The organism is Mucilaginibacter lacusdianchii (assembly GCF_009770985.1).
Lineage (GTDB): Bacteria > Bacteroidota > Bacteroidia > Sphingobacteriales > Sphingobacteriaceae > Mucilaginibacter > Mucilaginibacter lacusdianchii.
This window is the reverse complement of the sequence record NZ_WSRW01000005.1, coordinates 1-17474: the sequence shown is the minus strand read 5'-3', so window position 1 is coordinate 17474 and position 17474 is coordinate 1. Positions and strand designations below refer to the sequence as shown.

At 49.6% G+C, this 17474-nt stretch carries 18 protein-coding genes; 4 read left to right on the top strand and 14 right to left on the bottom strand.

The window, feature by feature from the left end:
* Positions 1-43: 43 nt before the first annotated feature.
* Entirely contained in the window at positions 44-604 is a 561-nt protein-coding gene (locus tag GPM24_RS19670; RefSeq protein WP_158828988.1) for a hypothetical protein, read from the bottom strand.
* Between the two features lie 43 nt (positions 605-647).
* A complete protein-coding gene (locus tag GPM24_RS22330; RefSeq protein WP_255459137.1) occupies positions 648-776 on the bottom strand; it encodes a hypothetical protein in 129 nt (42 codons plus the stop codon).
* 108 nt (positions 777-884) lie between these two features.
* Here GPM24_RS22330 and GPM24_RS19665 point away from each other — a divergent pair, with 108 nt between their 5' ends.
* Positions 885-4151: a hypothetical protein gene (locus GPM24_RS19665; protein ID WP_158828986.1), complete on the top strand. Its 3267-nt coding sequence runs from the start codon at positions 885-887 to the stop codon at positions 4149-4151.
* A gap of 278 nt (positions 4152-4429) precedes the next feature.
* On the opposite strand, the gene GPM24_RS19660 is transcribed toward GPM24_RS19665, so the two are convergent.
* The 11 genes from GPM24_RS19660 to GPM24_RS19610 all read right to left on the bottom strand — a co-directional run bounded on the left by GPM24_RS19660 (position 4430) and on the right by GPM24_RS19610 (position 11354).
* Entirely contained in the window at positions 4430-5095 is a 666-nt protein-coding gene (locus GPM24_RS19660; RefSeq protein ID WP_158828984.1) for a DUF6904 family protein, read from the bottom strand.
* Between the two features lie 426 nt (positions 5096-5521).
* Complete coding sequence (locus GPM24_RS19655) at positions 5522-6328, bottom strand: PRTRC system ThiF family protein (RefSeq protein WP_158828982.1); 807 nt, start codon at positions 6326-6328, stop codon at positions 5522-5524.
* On the bottom strand, positions 6325-7035 hold the full coding sequence (locus GPM24_RS19650; RefSeq protein WP_158828980.1) for a PRTRC system protein B: 711 nt from the start codon (positions 7033-7035) through the stop codon (positions 6325-6327). The genes GPM24_RS19655 and GPM24_RS19650 overlap by 4 nt, the downstream gene beginning before the upstream one ends.
* 10 nt (positions 7036-7045) lie before the next feature.
* On the bottom strand, positions 7046-7999 hold the full coding sequence (locus tag GPM24_RS19645) for a hypothetical protein (RefSeq protein ID WP_158828978.1): 954 nt from the start codon (positions 7997-7999) through the stop codon (positions 7046-7048).
* A gap of 11 nt (positions 8000-8010) precedes the next feature.
* Positions 8011-8184: a hypothetical protein gene (locus GPM24_RS19640; RefSeq protein WP_158828976.1), complete on the bottom strand. Its 174-nt coding sequence runs from the start codon at positions 8182-8184 to the stop codon at positions 8011-8013.
* Between the two features lie 3 nt (positions 8185-8187).
* Positions 8188-8406 (bottom strand): PRTRC system protein C, encoded by a 219-nt coding sequence (locus tag GPM24_RS19635; RefSeq protein ID WP_158828974.1) that lies wholly within the window; start codon positions 8404-8406, stop codon positions 8188-8190.
* A gap of 12 nt (positions 8407-8418) precedes the next feature.
* Positions 8419-8973, bottom strand: coding sequence for a PRTRC system protein E (locus GPM24_RS19630; RefSeq protein ID WP_158828972.1), 555 nt, complete (start codon positions 8971-8973; stop codon positions 8419-8421).
* Between the two features lie 23 nt (positions 8974-8996).
* Positions 8997-9521, bottom strand: coding sequence for a hypothetical protein (locus GPM24_RS22160; RefSeq protein ID WP_199269814.1), 525 nt, complete (start codon positions 9519-9521; stop codon positions 8997-8999).
* A gap of 45 nt (positions 9522-9566) precedes the next feature.
* On the bottom strand, positions 9567-10610 hold the full coding sequence (locus GPM24_RS19620) for a DUF932 domain-containing protein (RefSeq protein WP_158828970.1): 1044 nt from the start codon (positions 10608-10610) through the stop codon (positions 9567-9569).
* 76 nt (positions 10611-10686) lie between these two features.
* Positions 10687-11079 (bottom strand): single-stranded DNA-binding protein, encoded by a 393-nt coding sequence (locus GPM24_RS19615; RefSeq protein ID WP_158828968.1) that lies wholly within the window; start codon positions 11077-11079, stop codon positions 10687-10689.
* Positions 11080-11084: 5 nt separating this feature from the next.
* Positions 11085-11354, bottom strand: coding sequence for a hypothetical protein (locus GPM24_RS19610; protein ID WP_158828966.1), 270 nt, complete (start codon positions 11352-11354; stop codon positions 11085-11087).
* 358 nt (positions 11355-11712) lie between these two features.
* On the opposite strand from GPM24_RS19610, the gene GPM24_RS19605 reads away from it, so the two are divergent.
* From GPM24_RS19605 to GPM24_RS19595, 3 genes are read left to right on the top strand one after another with little or no spacing between them, the layout of a single operon-like run.
* Complete coding sequence (locus tag GPM24_RS19605) at positions 11713-12153, top strand: hypothetical protein (protein WP_158828964.1); 441 nt, start codon at positions 11713-11715, stop codon at positions 12151-12153.
* 55 nt (positions 12154-12208) lie between these two features.
* Positions 12209-12457 carry a hypothetical protein gene (locus GPM24_RS19600; RefSeq protein ID WP_158828962.1) on the top strand — a complete coding sequence of 83 codons (249 nt, stop codon included), beginning with the start codon at positions 12209-12211 and terminating at the stop codon, positions 12455-12457.
* 47 nt (positions 12458-12504) lie between these two features.
* Positions 12505-14280: a hypothetical protein gene (locus GPM24_RS19595; protein WP_158828960.1), complete on the top strand. Its 1776-nt coding sequence runs from the start codon at positions 12505-12507 to the stop codon at positions 14278-14280.
* 533 nt (positions 14281-14813) lie between these two features.
* Here the strand turns inward: GPM24_RS19595 and GPM24_RS19590 are convergent.
* Positions 14814-17288: a TonB-dependent receptor gene (locus GPM24_RS19590; RefSeq protein ID WP_199269813.1), complete on the bottom strand. Its 2475-nt coding sequence runs from the start codon at positions 17286-17288 to the stop codon at positions 14814-14816.
* Positions 17289-17474 lie beyond the last annotated feature (186 nt).

Here is a 17474-nt window from a genome sequence, read left to right as displayed (position 1 = left end):
GACATTCCGGTGGATCAGCCCCAACCAACGACCACAGAGCTTCCTAAAGACATAAGATAAGCAGGTAGACGGCTGTGGACAATAGAGCGGTGATCCCGGTCCATTTGAGAATCTGGGAGAACCGTTCTATCCGTTCAGCATTTTGTTTTTTGTTGTAACTAATTCTATGCTGGCAGTTTTTGATCTCATTAATTTTAAGGATCAATACTTTATCAGGTGAAGAACACTCCCGTGTCAACACACTTTTCACTGCTATATCTCTAGGCTCGCGTCCAACAACCATGGTATTCCTGGGAAACACCAGTCTGATCAAAAAGAACAAGTTCACACAACAAGCAATCACTAACAACAAAAAAAATCCAACGTTCAGGTAAGTTTGCTGAGGTCCTTTGTGTAGTTCCGTGATAAGAAAGCTGATAATTGTACTGGTCACCGGCACCATGAACAGCAGCACAGTAAAAGCCCGTGTAGTTGTCTTATCTGCTATATCAAGCGTATGACGGAGTGCTTTGTCCCCCTGATCCAAAATATAGTTCGCTAATAAGTCATCAATATTTGCTTTGTCTTCTGTATCCAGATCCCATGGCGGTGTGTCGTTTGTCATGTCCAAAAAGCGCTATTGTAAGTTATGAAATGTAAAAGTAAATTTATCTCAGCCAATCGGTGATAGAAATAAACGTATTCAAATTAGCGTAAATCACGCGCTCGTTAAGCGGTTGCAAAGGATCTGTTTCCAATGACGAGAAGTAAGATGTGAGCACGTTCGAAAATTCCATCTTTAAATATTCGAATAATATGGGAAAATGTGAAACCGAAATATTCTCGATTTATTAAATTCCTAACTTTGCTTTCAACTATTGTATCGACCAAACCTGTCCTTATTTATGAGTATCTCGAAACTCTTCTTATTTTCAAAAAATGCGGATGCCACAGCTACAGAGCAGGGCTTTCTTTATCAGAAATTAACCACTCTCAAAACTTGGCTTCAAAACCGGATCAATAACATTGATGAACGTATTTACTGCGACCTGGAAGACGACATCTTTCAGCGGGACTTGATTAAACACCAGGCAAAATTTAGGCAAATCAAGCTCTATTCTACCAACTTCTCTTTCTCAAAAGAAGAGATTCAAAAAACACTAACGCATTTCTTCATGCTGTTCTGCAAGGGTGATTATCTCCACGACGAAGTAACATTCGCCTTTGAAACCAATTCGGGCATTGCGCGGGAAACACGAGGAAACGATGGTGATCTGCTTAGGGAATGGGCAACCGATCAGGGCAATATCACAGATGAGCAGATGGAACGCATTCTTGAAAGGGTAAAACCTATTATTGATGAGTATATCAGTGAGGCATACCAGAAGTTGATGGATGCGGAATCTAAAGCCCAACTGCAAGAAGCGAAAAATATCTATGACCAGCTGCCGGACGAGGTATGGCGTAAATTTATCAAATCCATTAAGTGGCAGTTCGACCAAGTGAATCAGTCGGAGGCTATTCCAAAGTTGTATGAGGAAATAGAAGTCTTGGTACCTGATTTACCGGTGACAACAGGTGCACCTGGTACATCGGTAGCTTTACTATTATACGATATTACAAAAAAGACAACGGAAAAAGATCCGGAACAAAAATATGTAACGAATCAATCGCTTGATTTATTGCTGTTAAATGGCGGCAACGAAAAAGATCAATGGTATGCCAATGCGCTTCAAGATTGGTCCGGGGTTACCGAACTGGGGGCGTTTAATTTCGGAGAGTTTCATGAAGTAATTAATGCGGCAAGATATTGCCGCTGGGAAATGCATAGAAGCGGCCATGCCCAACAATGGTGTCGTCTGCTAAAGCTTTACATTAAAAAAGAAGATACGCTGACGGTAAGTAGAAGGAAAGCGATTTACGAGTATATATTTCTTTTGCTGTCGCCTGACCCGAAAACGGGAAGGCCCGGCGGAACAATGGCTGGTCAGCAACGAATAATTAAATATTATTTTGGGGAGTTTCAGCATCGAAATCATGCAAGGGATATTGAAGAAGACATCACGATGCTGCAATTGGTGCAAACCCACCGCATGCGAGATACTAACTTCCTGAGCAGCGAGGAAATCGAGGAATGGCAGAAGTTAATCGCTCAGAGTATAGAGGAACTTTTACAAAACGCACGAAATGCGGACGAGAAATGTCTGGCGCTTGAATTAAAAGGACATATGCTGAGCGCGTTTGACCCGGAAGTAAAGCCAAGCGAAAAAATCAATGATGCCATTGCCGTTTACCGGGAAATTATTCCGCTTTTAGAAACGGCTAAGACCTACAGTATATCCCGCCTTTTTGACTTATTAGGTCAGCTGTTGTCGATGTTCATCCTTCATGACGCGGATGAGGAAGCGATAGAAGGCTTGGAAGCATTCATCATGGAGATACAGGATGCCGCCAGCAGAACTGGCAGGCAGCATGATGCTGCTCACGCGTTGGTCGAAAGGGGCGCTATTTACCTGCAAAAGAAGAATGCGAAAAGCTTCCTTAAGGCATTGGAGTTGTTTCATCAGGCCAAAGCCTTGTGGAATCTCGATGAAACCAGGGAAGGGTTTGTACTGGCGCTGCTGAATATTTCGCAAATATATGCAGGCTTGGGTCTGCACCTGGCCGCAAAATACTACGGCTTGTGTGCCGTTTGGGCCTCCACAAGCTACGGCGATGCTGCCATCTTCAAGCGGATCAGTGACGGGTTCACGATGGTCTTCCATGCAGATTTCCATCAGGGAAGCTGGATCAGCGCGCTGGAAGATTATTTTCAGTATATTACATTCCGTCTGGAGTTCAGGCCCGAAACGCTCGATCTGGAAAAAGATGAGCAATTCAGAATTACATCAATTGAGATCGCCGGCCTAATCGGCTTGATCCCTGTCCTGCACCCGGAAATGTCGGAATACATTGAAGTCTACAAGCAGAGACTAGGCTGGGTTTATGAAACGCATCTGCGGGGAATGGTGGAAGCATTTACAGCAAAATTCCAAAATACAGATTCAGGGGCACTATTTGTCAAAGCGAATGTCAGCGGCACTCCCTTGAATGATGTTGGACCGAAAAGGAATTTGCGTTTCAAGGTTTTAGGGATGGACTTTTGTCTGCATTTCAAGAATGATGCGATCACCAATGCAGTTGCGGAAGAGTTTGGGGCGCTTTTGCAGATTACCCTTGCGGAACTCGGCCTTCTTCAGGCAGATCTACACTTTCTCAACGTTGCTGTTCGCGTTAATATCACCGCCGGAGGAGATTATAAGATGTCTATTGACCAGGAACCTGACCACGAGAACACCATTTTTAAACTGAGCATACCTCCGTTTAGCGGAACTGAGCAAGCGGACATTCAAAAGCACTATGGTTTTCTGGCTACCAATATTCAACTACTCCTCGAAAATTTAACCCTACTGAAAACTGATGAGTTTGAAGCTCTTTATGCTGACATCTATGCCAAACAAAAGCTTGGTGAAAAAGGGTTAGCCGTCAACACTTATCAAAAAGTCTATTTTAACTTACAAAGTATCGAAGATTTCAATGAAAGCCGGAGAGAAGCACTTCCGGCATTCAGCAGCGAGGACTATTCAACAAACGTTCCGGATGTCTTGCCCCCCGTTGACGGGTTAAGCAGCAAATATAGCGCTGAGTTTTCTAACAAGAAGATCAGTGAACGGTACGATAATTTAAAAATGCACCTGCATCTGACTTTGAAGAAATGGGAGAACGATGATCGGTCTAAATCCAAGATTACTGAATGGCGCAAAGCTGGGTGGCTGGATTGGCAAATTTTAATGACCTTATCCAATTTTATTCTTAATAACAAAGCTCGAATCATGTCCGGTACACAAGGAGCAGTGGGCCAAGATTCACAAAAGAAATTTGAAGCGGAGTTCCTGCGCCTGAATGCTATAGACGAATCAGCATGTTTCATGGACATTCCCATTGAAGTGATCGATTATCCTGAGCTTGACTTTTGGCTCGAAAAAATGCCGGTAGATACATTGCCTACATTTGGGCTGCAAAATGGTATGCGTTGCCCTAATTTTAAGGCCATTCGTGCTTTTCTTTCGCAACGGTTTGCATTTGACAAAGACGACCTACCAAAGGATAGCCCTTTATCCGGCCTTTCATAGCACGAACGAGGAGTAAAATACGGTTACTTATTTTTAAGAAAACCTCGAATGCAATGAATAGCTACGAACGGTCAAGTTCTTACCCTAGGCTTATTTCTGATGTACTTTCGCAGGTAAGGCTGGTACGGATTCGAATGGTATGGAAGAGCATGCCTCGGGTTCGTTATTCGTGTAGGTAAACTGTATTTTGAGGGCTTGCGAAGAATGACAATTTACCGGGCAAAGAGTTCTGAAGATAGCAAAAGTAAAAACACTGCGATAGGGGTATTAGCGTACTTCTACCACTTTACGTCCTTAAACCCAGTGTAATCAATCTCAAATATCCCACAACCAAGCTCCTGAGCAGTTCGCGCTATCTTGCCGTTTAAATTATTATAAGTTGGCCCCCATTTTTCTGTTTGGTTTAACAGATAAGGAATATTTCTAAAACGGGTCTTGTTCGCATTCATCTCCAGATAATCCATCTGGATCTGCTGATTAAAATGCCATACCCATTCATGATTTACATTGAGTGCATGAGGTCCGATAAAAGTTTCAATGTGCTGAGCGCCCTTTCCATCATATTCGTGGAGCGCTTTTTTTGTCCAAAATTCCAACCGGGAAAGGCAAGTCTGTTCTTCTTCGTCTGTGGCTGTATAAGCTGCATTGAATCGCAAACAAGCTAGCGTGAATAAGAGGTCTATCCAAGAATAGTTGAAGCCAAATTCAGTTACATGAACACCAGATGCAATTTCTACAGGCCGCATCAACCTGGTTTCCTGATGAGCGTGCCTGACCTCGTAGGCGATACTATGCAATATCCTGGTTCTGCCACCTTTTGCATCGTCAGTCCATTCACCATCTCCTGCAAGTTTATGAACTAGATCATATAAAAATCGAAAGTCATCTTCATCTCCCCAGATGGTAATCCCGGTGCCGCGTTTTGTACAAGTTGCTGAAAACATGATGATGCAAAAATAGATTCTAACTAACGAATATCAACTCTCTAACGGGAAAGATTGTAGAAAGCCAGAATCTCTTTTGTATTCAATAGTGGCAATCACCCAAAAGGATTTAGATCTAACGTTCAACTAACCTTACACCCGTAATTGATGGGTGATTCTCAGGCGAAAAAACCCGTCAGAATGTTAATTCCACGCAAATGTACCTCTCGAAGCGCACCCCGCCAAAAAAAGTCGTCTATAAATAAGCTGGCATTTCTTGCCTGCGCAAGTGATGCCACCCTTGTTTGCCCGGAAGCCTGTTGCGATGTAAAGAAGCAAATGCCTGCAGGGCGCGCCAGTTCGCACCCGGTGCCCCCGCTTCGCAATTGAGGACGTGGTCTATCCCCTTCCGTTGTATCTGCTGCCTAGTAAAAACCAAGCAAAAAGCTACCTTATCAAAATCGGCATGGCCCGGAAGTCATGCAGATTCAAAAAGAAGCCCCGGTTATAAAGGATGCCCTCCCGGAACAACAGCCACAGCAAAGAGGCACCCATGTTAGCCAGCGTGGAATTGATAAACAAATCCTGCTTGGTGAGCGCTTCCGCCAGCGAGCAGCTTGGCGTGTCATTTTTTGCATCCGCGTTTTCCAACAGGGCTTTAAACGTTTCCGTCACAAAAGGCAGGTGGCCGCAGGGCTGGTGCCGCTGTGAGGGCGGCTGCGTCAGCTCGCCGATGGTGGAAAGCAGCACCTGACCGGTGGTTTTGCTGTTACCCAGATCCATCCAGTACAAAGGCCGGTTGCGCTGGTAGCTGTGCCGATCTTTATACTCCCCTAAAATGCCAGCAATGGCAAACCGGGCGGCAGCCGTATCGACGCAGGAAACATACAGGTTGGCGGCTCCCTCGTCTTTCAGACCGCTCAGCGTTAAGGCGTCGAACCTGCGCGGAACCGCTTTCCAGTTCGTGCCGAAAAAACGGTTCAACCGCGTGATGAGGGCAACGCCCTTGTTCATCCCGATCTCGCTCTGGGCAAACAGCTGCCTGCCGAGGTTAGCCGGGCTGACGGTATCATCATCAAATACGGTGACCTGCAGGCCGGGATAGTCGAGGGCGAGCATGCCCTGGTGCATCCGGGCGAGGCAGGTCAGCATCTGGCTGCCCGTACCGCCTGCGCCGATGAGATGGACCGTGACGGGATTGGTGGGGTTGAGCAGATAGTAGTCGGTGAAATGGACAGGCGTTAAGGTATTCATGGGAGGAGGTATTTAAGTTGATATTGGGTTTCGATCAGACGGTCTTGCGGAAAGGGTTCGCCACTGGAACAGAGGTGCTGCCAAAGCTGCACGATGTTGCCCTTGATGGGGCCTTCGCTGTGGATGGTGTGGCTGAAGTAGCTGTTATAAAAGTCCTGCTGCCACCCTTGGATGAAGCGTTCGAGGCTGCAACTCGCCGGGAATTTGACCTGCACGTTGCCCATGCACACCTTGCCATCCTTGTACACGTTAAAGAAGGGCGCTTTGCAGAGGGGCGTTTCCAGCGTAACCGTCTCCCCTTTCACGGCAAACACCTGCAAACTGTTTTTCCCGGCTTTCCAAATCAAGCCCGGCACCCGCGCCCTGCCGCTGGGGATGGGTAAGGAAGGGCTAAACAGGAGCGTTTCCTCCCGCGGCGGGGTGTGCCACAAGGCCCAGCCTTCGCCGGGATGGATGTACAACACATAGGATGGCAACAACCCTTCGGGCATCAAAAAACCGCCAGTCTTTCGTTCGCTGACCCGCAGCGAACGGGCTAAAGCCGTGCTTTCCCGGACGGACAGCGGATGCGCGTTGATGGGGCGGCCTGCACTGTCCATGTCATAGCTTTCGATGTAGTAGTCGGGTTCGCTGCCTTGCTTTTTAAAAATGACCAGTGCCTTGTGCGGATGGTACAGGTGGCCGAAATCAGCGGTGATATTTTGCATGGGGTTGGATTTATAAAAGGGTACACAAATCGTTTATCAGGGAGAACACGGCGTATTCGTAGGCCAGTTCGTCCCGGTAAGGTTCTTGCGGGATATGAAAATGGGTCAGTAGTTCCGGCTCCTGCTCCCCGCTGCGTTCGTTAAAGTCGTTCTCCACCATCTCTATCAGCATCTCCCCGAGTGCCCCGGAGGTACTGGCCACAAAGCCGATATATTCGTGCATGCAGATGGCAGAACTGTAGCTGTATTCCCCGTCCTCATCACTCACCTCGCTGGCATGGGCAAACAGGCTGGCACCGGGATATTGCCGTGAAAGGGCAAGCATGGTCTTCGCCACTTCGAGCGCGGCCAACTGTTCCGGTGTTTCGGGCTCGAACGCGGCAATCAGGTCAGGAAGCCGGGGGATTAACCCCGGTTCCATTATTCTGGCCTGCACGAAGTCCCCGGCCAGTTCAGCCAGCCTTTGGTCTTCACGCTGCTGCGTGTAAGCGCCTGGCTCTTCCTCCTCGCCCTCGTCCACCCATTCGCTGAGGATTTCGTAATTGTAGGCCATATAGGTATCCGCCTCGCGGTAATAACCAATCCCCGCTTCCCGGTGCAGGTAAGCAAACACGGCGGTCAGCAGTTCCGCAGTTGCGGATTCCCCCGGCTGCTGCCACAGCCGGTAAAGCGGCACCACCGGGATGTAGTAGGCAAAGTATTCCCGCCGGATACGCTCGCGGACAGACAGGCAAACGCTGCCGCTTTCCTGCCGTACGATGAACAGTTCTCTGGCACGGTCTGCTACGGCCAGGGCCGCGCGAAGTTCCTGCGCCGATACCAGCACATTGTAAGGGTAAGGCAGCCGCTGGCGATTAGCGAGCTTTAGCCCATAGTGCTGCCGCAGGTAAGCGAGCGAGCTAAAGTAGTCATGCTCTGCGGCCGAACGCTCAGGCAGCGCCGGGGTAGTTTCGTATTTGGGCATGAACGCATGCGTTAGAAAACCATCGGCAGCAGGTGACGCGGTGCGGCGCGCGGACGGTTTTCCCTGACCGCCTGCGCGTCCGGCAGGCGATCGAGGTCGTTGAGGTTGGCGGCGATTTGCCGGTGCAGTTTCCATTGGGCTCTGGTTCGGGGTGAGATTGTAAAGGGGTCTTTTCGCTTATTCATGGTCTATCCTTTGGTGCCGATGGTGGAGACAAACTCGAACTCCTGCACATCGTCGCGGATTTCAGGGCCGACAATTTTGGCGGTGGTGAGGATGGCGTACAGGCTGGAAAAGTGGTTACATACCGCTTCCGGGCTGAAATTTTCATTGGGGTCATCCAGTTTGATTCGGATGCCGTTTTCGGTATGGATAAATACACGGGGGAGTTTTTGGACGTCTAACATAGTCTTTGGGGTTTAGAATAATCGGATTTTGTTCAGTTGCTCGCGGCCGGTTTCCAGTTCGGCTCGCAGCTTTCTTAGTTCGGCTGCTTTGTCCGGGTGTTCGGCTTCCGAAGGCAGCAGAGCCAGTCCCTCGTGGTATTTGCAGGCGGCTTTGAGTTCCGCGATGGTTTTCATCGCCTGTTCGTACGCGCGTTTCCGTTCGGCTTTGGCGTCCGGCATTTCGTGGTCGGTATCGCCTATGGGTGCGGCAGTTTTGGCCGCCGCCTTTTTATCCTGTTCCATTCTGGAGGCGGCTTTGGCTTCGGCCACACTTTTCAGGTGCCCTTCCATGTTGGACAGCAAGCCAGCCACCTGCCGCGCAGGCTGCGTGATTTGGGCAAAGAAGGCCTCGTCCAGTTCTTCGGCGGTTCCGCTCAAGGTTAGCGGGATAATGCGGCTGGCGGCTTTGTCCCCACAGGCGGCCGTGAACATCGCAGATACCACCAGGCTGCCGGTTTCGGTCAGCGTGATGGCCAGTTTAAAAGTGCCGGGCGCCTTTAGCCCGGCTATTTGTTTGAAAAAATTCATTGTCATAAAATTTGTCTTTGGGTTTATTCGTCTTTGATAATCACCAGGTGGCTTCCTTTCATCCGGTAGATAAAACCGCCATTGGCCACGAGGCTCCGGCGGCGGAGTTCGTGCGCCTCGTCGTCCCATTTAAGATCCGGCAGCCCGTTCGCTCTGCCCACCAGTTCTTTGTTGGACAGGTATTTGAACTGCCGCTTGGTAAACTTGTCGGTGTCGGTTTCTATCTTCTTCAAATAGGACAGGTAACGTCCGGTGAGGTCAAGGCCTTTTTTGAAGGTATCTTTGGCTTCGTGATAGCTTTCTTCATAAAAGCGGATGATGCGTGCGGCGAGGTCAATTTCCCAGCGATAATCGGCATTGCTGCGCTGCTCGTCCATCGTGCAATGCTCACGGAGGAGTTCGAGTTCCTCGTCAGGGTCGCGCAGGGCGAGCAGGGGCAAAATAAGTTCTTCGACGATATAGCCCTGTTCGGGCGCGCTGCTGCTGTCAGCCACGCATTTCAAAAATTCACCGCCTGTCAGGGTGATATACAGGTTTGAACGTGTCATGTCGGTATTTTTTAGGAAAGGATGATGACTCCCCCTCTTTGAGGTTTAGTTGATGATGAAATGGTTTACTTGCAGTTCCTTGGCAAAGTCGGTGCAGAGGTCAAAAGCGGCCTGCCCGCGCTGCCTGCCTGTCCCGTCCAGGATGGATTTGAGTTTGGCCTCCCCGTCCTTGTAGGTGCGGACGTTCTGAAAGTACCCGGTCACGGCGTTATAAGCACCGAACAGCGTTCCGGCAGTGGTTTCGGCCTGCTGCGAAGGGGCGCTCAGGGCGTATTCGCAGACCTTGTCCACCATACCCCGGTAGACGCTGGACAGTTCATCCGTTCTGCCATTCACCAGATGGTCGAGCGTTTCCCGGTTCGGCACCATTGCCACCTCGATGAGGTGCCTGACTTCGCGGTCGGTCATGCGCACCTTCGCCCACTGGTTAAAAATGCCGCTGAGTTCGTCCGTCATGCGGTTAGCGATGCCCATGAGCTTGTGCGCCTCGGCCAGCCGTTCTTTCGCGCCTGCGGTATGGCGTATTTTGATGGCGTTGGTGTGGTTGCGCAGGGCAGCGTTCAGCGTATTGTTGCAAACTACTCTGACCGGGGTAAATGCGGCGGTGATGCTGCCGTAACCATCGTGCGAGGTGGTGAGGAACAGGTATTTCTCGATGCAGTCCTCGCGGCCTACGCGAATATAGCCGGGCAGCTTGGCGGTGATGAAGATGCGTTCGCCTTTGCCGAGCGCGCCTGCGGTCTCGTACTGGATGCCCTCGCCGCCCACGATGCAGTCAAAAAAGCTGAAGGCATCGACGTTCTGCACGATTTCGTAGTCCTTGCCTACCGTTCCGAGTACGGCAAAGTTATCGGCGCGCACGGTGGCAAACTTTTCGGGCACGTGCTGTTTGTCTGAAGTCCGGCCCTCGGGGTCGTAAGCATACATGGGCCATTTCTCAACGGTATAATCGAGACCGGCAAAGCGTAAAGCCTCCGCGCTGGTCGGGTAATCTTCCACAATGGTGCCGAGGCCATGCCAGGCCTTTTCCTTCCGGCTGAAAAAACTGTATTCGTTGTTTTGGGGGTTGATCGCTAAATGGTGTGCCATGATACTGAAAATTGTGGGAGCGTTTGCGCGCTCCCGTGTTTAAACTGAATGAATGGTAATGGTGGATTGGAATTGCTCAGAAAGGCAGGTCGTCATCATCGGGTGTCTCGCCGCCAGCCGCTGCTTTCTTGTCAGCCTGCGGGTTTTCCGCTGAGCCTTTGGCCGCCGCAGAAAAGAGCTTAATGTTGTCCACGTTGCATACCAGCCGCGGGTGAACAATGCCTTCGCGGTCCGTCCAGGCCTCGGCTTCCATCCATCCGGAAATTTCCACGACGGCACCTTTGGTCAGGTAATCGGCCAGACCGGGGTTGATCCAGTACGCGCATTCGACAAAGGCGGTCTTCTCGCGCTTCTCGCCTGCTTTGGTCGTATAGCGCTGGTTCAGCGCAACGGTGAAATTGGTTACTTTTTTGTCGCCTTTAAAGGTGGCAACTGCTGCGGGGGCTGTTAATCTTCCTGTGAATAACATAACTTTTAATTTTTAGTGAATAAATTTTGTTCGCTTTTCTCTTTCGGGTCGTGTCTTTTTTGTTGTGATTTTTTCAAAAGAAAAACCGGAAAAAAGAAAGCAATAGGAAGTGCCGGCCGGGTAGCAAGAAGGAAACGGAATAAATCCCGGAGGGTGGCGCAGTGAGGTACGAACGCAGCCATTATGCCGTAGTCTTCTTGCCACCCCACCCTCGCTGCCGGCAAGATATTAGCTGCGCTTTTGCCCGGTTTGAATGAGAAAATCAAATCAAACAAACGCTAAAATGCCTTATAGAAACCGTCAGGGATAAAAGCGGATACCGGCTTAGGCGCTTAAGGCCTGCAAGCGTATGAGCGGATAGCCCGGAACGATGGTGACGGCAGCAGACCAGTACCGTTCCCGCACACCGTTGATGTCCGGTGGCCAGCGCGGGCAAGTATACCGGCTTCCAGAGGCAAGAAAGACTTTTTACTCGCCTTTTTCAAAAGCGGAAAGGATCAGCGGCGCGATGTAAAGCAGGATTTGGGAAGCGCACCAGGACGGCATGCACCGGATTAAAGAATTATACGCAAAGTTGGCAAATGGCCCTCAGGCCTCTTATCTTTACCGAAAGTAACTTAATAGCAGACCGTTATGAGATTCTTTCAATTGCTGCTCAGACTCTTCGGTTTCAAACCGCGCTGGAACGGAACCCCGGAAATGTTCCTGGCCATGGTCTTGGAAATGCAGTCCAGAAACAACAAAGAGTTTTCGGTGCAGGAGGTGCTGCAGTGGGGAGAAGTCATGCAAAAGGTCATCCAGGTCGACTTAAAGCCTTACCGAAGCTTCGCAGACCTGGTGCAGCACGGTCAACCAGACTTCTCGCTGGTAGAGAAAGTAAGAGGTAAAATGGATGAACTCAAACACCGGCAGGAACTCAGGCAGGCTATCTATGGCAAGCAGGCAGACCTGGGCGATGACGATGTGATGAAGAGCGACGCTGAAAGCGCCGTTTTCGCCAGGCGTATGGTTAAAGACTTGTCCCGTTACGTGCAGTTCCCGGACAGCGAGCACAACCAAATCAGTAAGTTGTAGACAAAGACTGGTTCGGATCTCACCACCCAGCGCTGGAAATTCGTAGTTTTGAAGGATGATCAACAGCTTCGTCACCGAGGTGGAGGGCACCTCCTTCGAATTCATTACGATGAATATCCAGCGTCTGCAACTGTACCAAGTTTACGTGCAGCACGAGGGACAAAAGGCCCGCTTTCACATGCAGATCAATGCGCAGGGCTATTTTCGGATTACGATGATGGAGGCCTGTCCTGAACCCTACCGCCATTTGGAATCCCTGCTGAGCGCCGCCATCCTTGCCCAGGGCCCGGAGAAAGTGGCTTAGGTCTGGCTGAATTGAACTATTGGTAAACTGATCCTGATTTTTGTTTAATGCCTCTTCTCTTATTCAGCGAATTGGGTGAGTTCACAGCGGCCATCCGCGCTATCCGAAAAACTTTTGTCCAGGCACTGCCAGAAGATATCAAGTTTGCTGCCGGGTATGATACCATTGTCAAATATGCCATCCGGCAGATAGACATCGGACTGGCGATTGACCTGACTGACCCGACAGCGTTAAATGAATGCTGTGCACGCATTCTGGAAAAGCTCGGCTATTACTCGGACGGTAAGATACTGGACCCGCTCTGGGATGGCCATACAGCCTGGTCCGCGCCGGTCTTTCATTACTTCCGGCATGTGCTGGGATTTAACGACCTACCCAGAAATATCTTGGGGAACATTGACCGCCTGGTCCGTGAAGACCTCCGTCAACTGATGACGTTGATCCAGTTTTATGAAAGTTCGGAGAAGGCCGTAAAGACCTACCTGGCAGAAGGAACAGTCCGCGGCGAACACGAAGACAAGATCCGCCTGGACTTTTATTTCCGGTGTCTGAACGAACGCAATATTATTGTAGAGTACCTGACCTTCGGCATTGAAAAGCGGGCGTTTGAAAGGTCCATGAATGACGATCTGCTGGGCGGGCAGCCGGGCGGCTGGATCGCAGAATATCAAGACCGCCCCTACCGGTGGTGGATGTTTAATCCAAAACGATATTTCGATTACCGGCTCATTGATTCCAGCCGGCACCGTTTACACGGCGTCAACGCTGCGCAGTTTTACCAGCTGGAAGCGTTACGGGAAACGGGCGACCGGGCAGCGTTCTACGCGCAATTGTCCACGATCAAACCACCGGCGGCGATATTCCACCGCATCCGGCAGAACCTCGAGCCCTTGAACCATTTACTGAGTGATCGAAAACCTATTTTTGAAGAATTGCAGCAGCTGTTCGAGCACAGTTTCTGGTATGGGTTTACGGCACTGGCATTGCCGCAGGTGGAGGGCATTTTTTCAGACATGACCCGTTTGCTCTCGCCCGATAAAAAATTTAGTTCCCTGCCCCACAAGGTGTCTGCCGTACGGCCTTTTTATGATTACCATGAAAACACGTTCGATCATTTTGAATACATCCTGCCCCGGCTGCGGAACCGGTTCTTACATTTGGGAAACGTGGAGGGAGATGACTTCGGGCTGCGGGCCCTTGAGCTGCTGTATGATCTGGATTATATTCTGGATGTGTTTAACAGCTTGAAGGACGACCAGATTACGCTGATCAACCTGCTCAATAATCACCCGGAATTGCATCTGATCGCAATCAACAATTACAACAAGCTTTTTCAGATTTTGAAGTCTTTACGGCAGCGCCAGAAAAAATACCCCACGAACAAGAAGCTGTCTGAAGTCCTTGCCCGCTGGGACCAATATGAAAAGGAGGTTCTTTCACAAAGCGGGATATATCTGTTGCGCTGGAGTCTGCTTAAGTTCGGACTGAAAGATAAGACGGTTGAACTTTTCAATGCATTGTCAGTGCTGACAAAAGACTTAGCTCAGCCCATCGACCTGTACCGCATCAAGTTGAGCGAACTCAGACCCAAGGTTGATACACTGAAGGCCGCTCTTGGCGATCAGCTACACGCTTACCGGGAGCAGTATAACGACATTATGGACATGTACGCTTTTCTCGAGCAGTTCAGAGAGCACTTGCCAACGTTCGATCCGGATCACGCAGAGGAGCTGGTTAGCTTATACAAGGAGGAAAAACGCCATGACCGGATGGGCAAGATGCACCTACTGAAACCTCTATTTACAGACACGACAGCTTCATAAATGCATGCAGCGAACTTTAATCAACAATTCAAAAGCTGCGGATCAAAGTTCGGACGGACCGTATGGTCCCAAACAAATGCTGTTCAATGACAAGTATTTACCGGCTCCCCTGCTGATACATGCAAAGCAAGTGCAAGCAACTTGCTAAAGGATCCCCTTTTAAAGAACGTTTTTATAAACCAGGATCATCTCGACACAGAAACCCTCCTTAAGCATCAATCAATCACTTGTCGCCAACGATGCCTGTAACCGTAATGCTGCCTGTAGTTCTCCCATTGTCCATGCAACCATGTTTTCGGATATTATTCAAAGTGTCGAAACTATTTGGACGGCCTTGATATGCTTACAGCGATTTAAGGAAAGTGTCCATCGGCCGGAGCTCAATAGGAGAAATATTCTGATGATCATTCCGGCATTTCTCCCCGTGTTCGGTTCGCTACACTTCGCCCGTATTAGCGATCACCACAAAACTGAAACGGCACGAGGCGCCAAACATCCTTTTAGCCTCTCACTTGTTTTCTCCGAATGAACAATTACAGTTGATACGTTAAAGTCGTATAATATAAGCCGCCAATAGACGGTCCTCCCAAGAAAGAGTAATAATACTGGTTCAGCAGGTTGGTTGCGCCCAATTTTACGTTAAGCTTGTTTTTCAGGAAGTCATAATTCATTTGGGCGTCCAGATTCCCATAGCCGGGCACTTGTCCGTTGACGAGGAAGGACCTCCAATAGAAACTGCTCTGGTGCTTGTAGGTGACCGTAAAGCTTAGGCTTTTGAGCACATGTTCAGCACCAAGGGAGATATTGGCGATCCACTCGGGCGTATTGAAGCCGTCTTCGAAACCATCGGTGTTTTCCGTACGGCTTAGTTTAGCATAAGAGACATTGCCGCCCAGCGTATACCGGTTCCAGAACAGATAACTCAGCCCCAGGCTGCCGCCATAGTTATGCACCACGCTGCGTGAGTTGGTATACATCCGGTAGCGCGTTTGCTGGTTGCGGTTATTGAGGTAGTACGGGATCGAATCCGGTAAAGCGGTGCCCGGCACATTCATCTCCACCTGCGCAATAAAGTTGTTGTACCTGTTATAATAAAAATCAGCATCCACTTTTAACGTACGGGCTAAGAATAAACCTTTGTACCCCAGCTCAAAAGAATTAATGTGTTCGGGCTTCAAATAGCTGTAATAGTTTTTGGTCAGTTTACCTTTCTCACGCTCAATGGCCTGTGCGGTAGTCAGGCCGCTGTTATTGAAGTCATTGGTGACGGCTGCCTGGAACTGATCAATGGAACTGCGCAGGTACGCATTTTCAAATACCCCGTCCGACATCACTCTTAAACCACCCACCCGCTTCACACCGCCACTGTTGACGTTGGAATAAGCCTCGAAGATACTCGGAAAGCGGGAACCGCTTTGGTAAGACATGCGGACGCTTTGATCTGCATCGGGCGTAATCACTGCCGTAAAGCGGGGATTGTATTTGATTTCGAAATAGTCGTTTTTGTCGGCGCGCAGCGTAGCGGTCAGTTTCAGCAATCCGTTCCATACACTTTTACCCGCCTGAATAAACCCGCCTGTTTTGCCGTAGGTAAACGTATCATAAGTTTTACCGGGCGCCGGATTGATGAAATAATTGCCGTCCGGCTGTATGATATAGGTTTGGTAATCCACGCCGGCAAGCAGGTCCAGCCCGGTTCGCTGCCGGAAATCAGCGCCGATAGCTTTCGCGATATCAACTTGGGCTTCACCATGCACCAGGTCATCTTTCACACGCAGCGCCGAGCCAATATCCCAATTATTGATATCCGCCAGCTCAGTCAGTGTATTTTGAAAAGCGGCGGTACCGGGTTGCAGCCTGCCACGGTCGGCAGCAAGCCGGGCAGCATTCAGTGCCTGTAGTGCCGATGTACCCGGTACGGCCATCGCGCTGTTGAATGCGCTGGTGTAATCGGCATACCAGTTGTCGTCCGACTTAAAGCGCCGGTCCTGGTTTTCGGCGGCAGAACGCAGGTTGTAAGATTTGCCTGTATTTTCGCTGGTCATAAATGCCCGGGCCTGGAAAATGTCATTTTTTACTTCGACAGCATGCTGTTGTAAAATGTAATCCTTTAGCGCAAACCGGTTGGCGCGCTGGTATACGTTATCCAGATCGGCTATCCGGTAAGTATAGATGATTTGCGTACCGGGCGTGATTTTATAATAAAGGCCGAGATCGGCTTTGATGTTTTGGATATTATAGTCGGTTACATCCTTTTCAGCATACCCGGTACGGGCCACCACATAACGCCTTCCTCCTAAAGTAATGGTACGCCGGTTAGAAGATTCATTACCGTAACCGTTTACCGGATCATAGGCCGGGTTGTTGATGCCACCCGGCAGGCCTACACCCGTGTTGGCTCCCCCATTCAAGTCGGTACGGTTATCGGCTATCCAGTCAGTTCCGCGGGTGTAAGCAACGTTGATCTTGAAGGCGAACTTTTCTGAAAGTTTTTCAGCCATACGGAAACTGCTTTCGGAAAACATTTTGGCCGGCGAATTAGGATCACTGACATGGTTGACCCCGGTTTTCTGCTGCACGGTGATACCAGTGCTGGTAAATGGATTCTTGGTGATAAAATTGGCCAGTCCGTTAATGGCATTAAGGCCGTATAACGCCGAGGCCGTGCCGGGGATGATTTCCACGCGATCAATGTCCAAATCGGTTGGGCCCATGGCATTGCCGATAGGCGCACCAATGTGCGGCGCCTGGTTGTCTATACCGTCTACCATCTGTGTAAAACGAACGTTCGTGGTATTGGCAAAACCCCGTGTATTGATGATTTTGAAGCCCAGACTCGGCGTGAGCAGTTGCACGCCCTTCACATTTTCCAGCGCATCGAAAAAAGAAGGTGAAGCGGAACCTTTAAAAAATGTCCCATTTACGTTTTCTATAGTAACCGGCGATTTCATCACACTTTCTGCCGTTCGGGAAGCCGAAACGACGACTTCCTGCAAAGCATGCTTCACCGAGTCGGAACGTTTGATTGTATCCCGCGGGATTTGGGTTTGTGCATGAAGCCTTGCTGTGCTTACAGCGCATGCGAAAAGAAGTAGGACAATTCTTGTGTAATAAATTTTGATCATAGGATAGATGGTTGTCAACGCTAAAAAGAAGGCAAGCCCGATTTTTCGTTATTCCCATATGGGAATAAC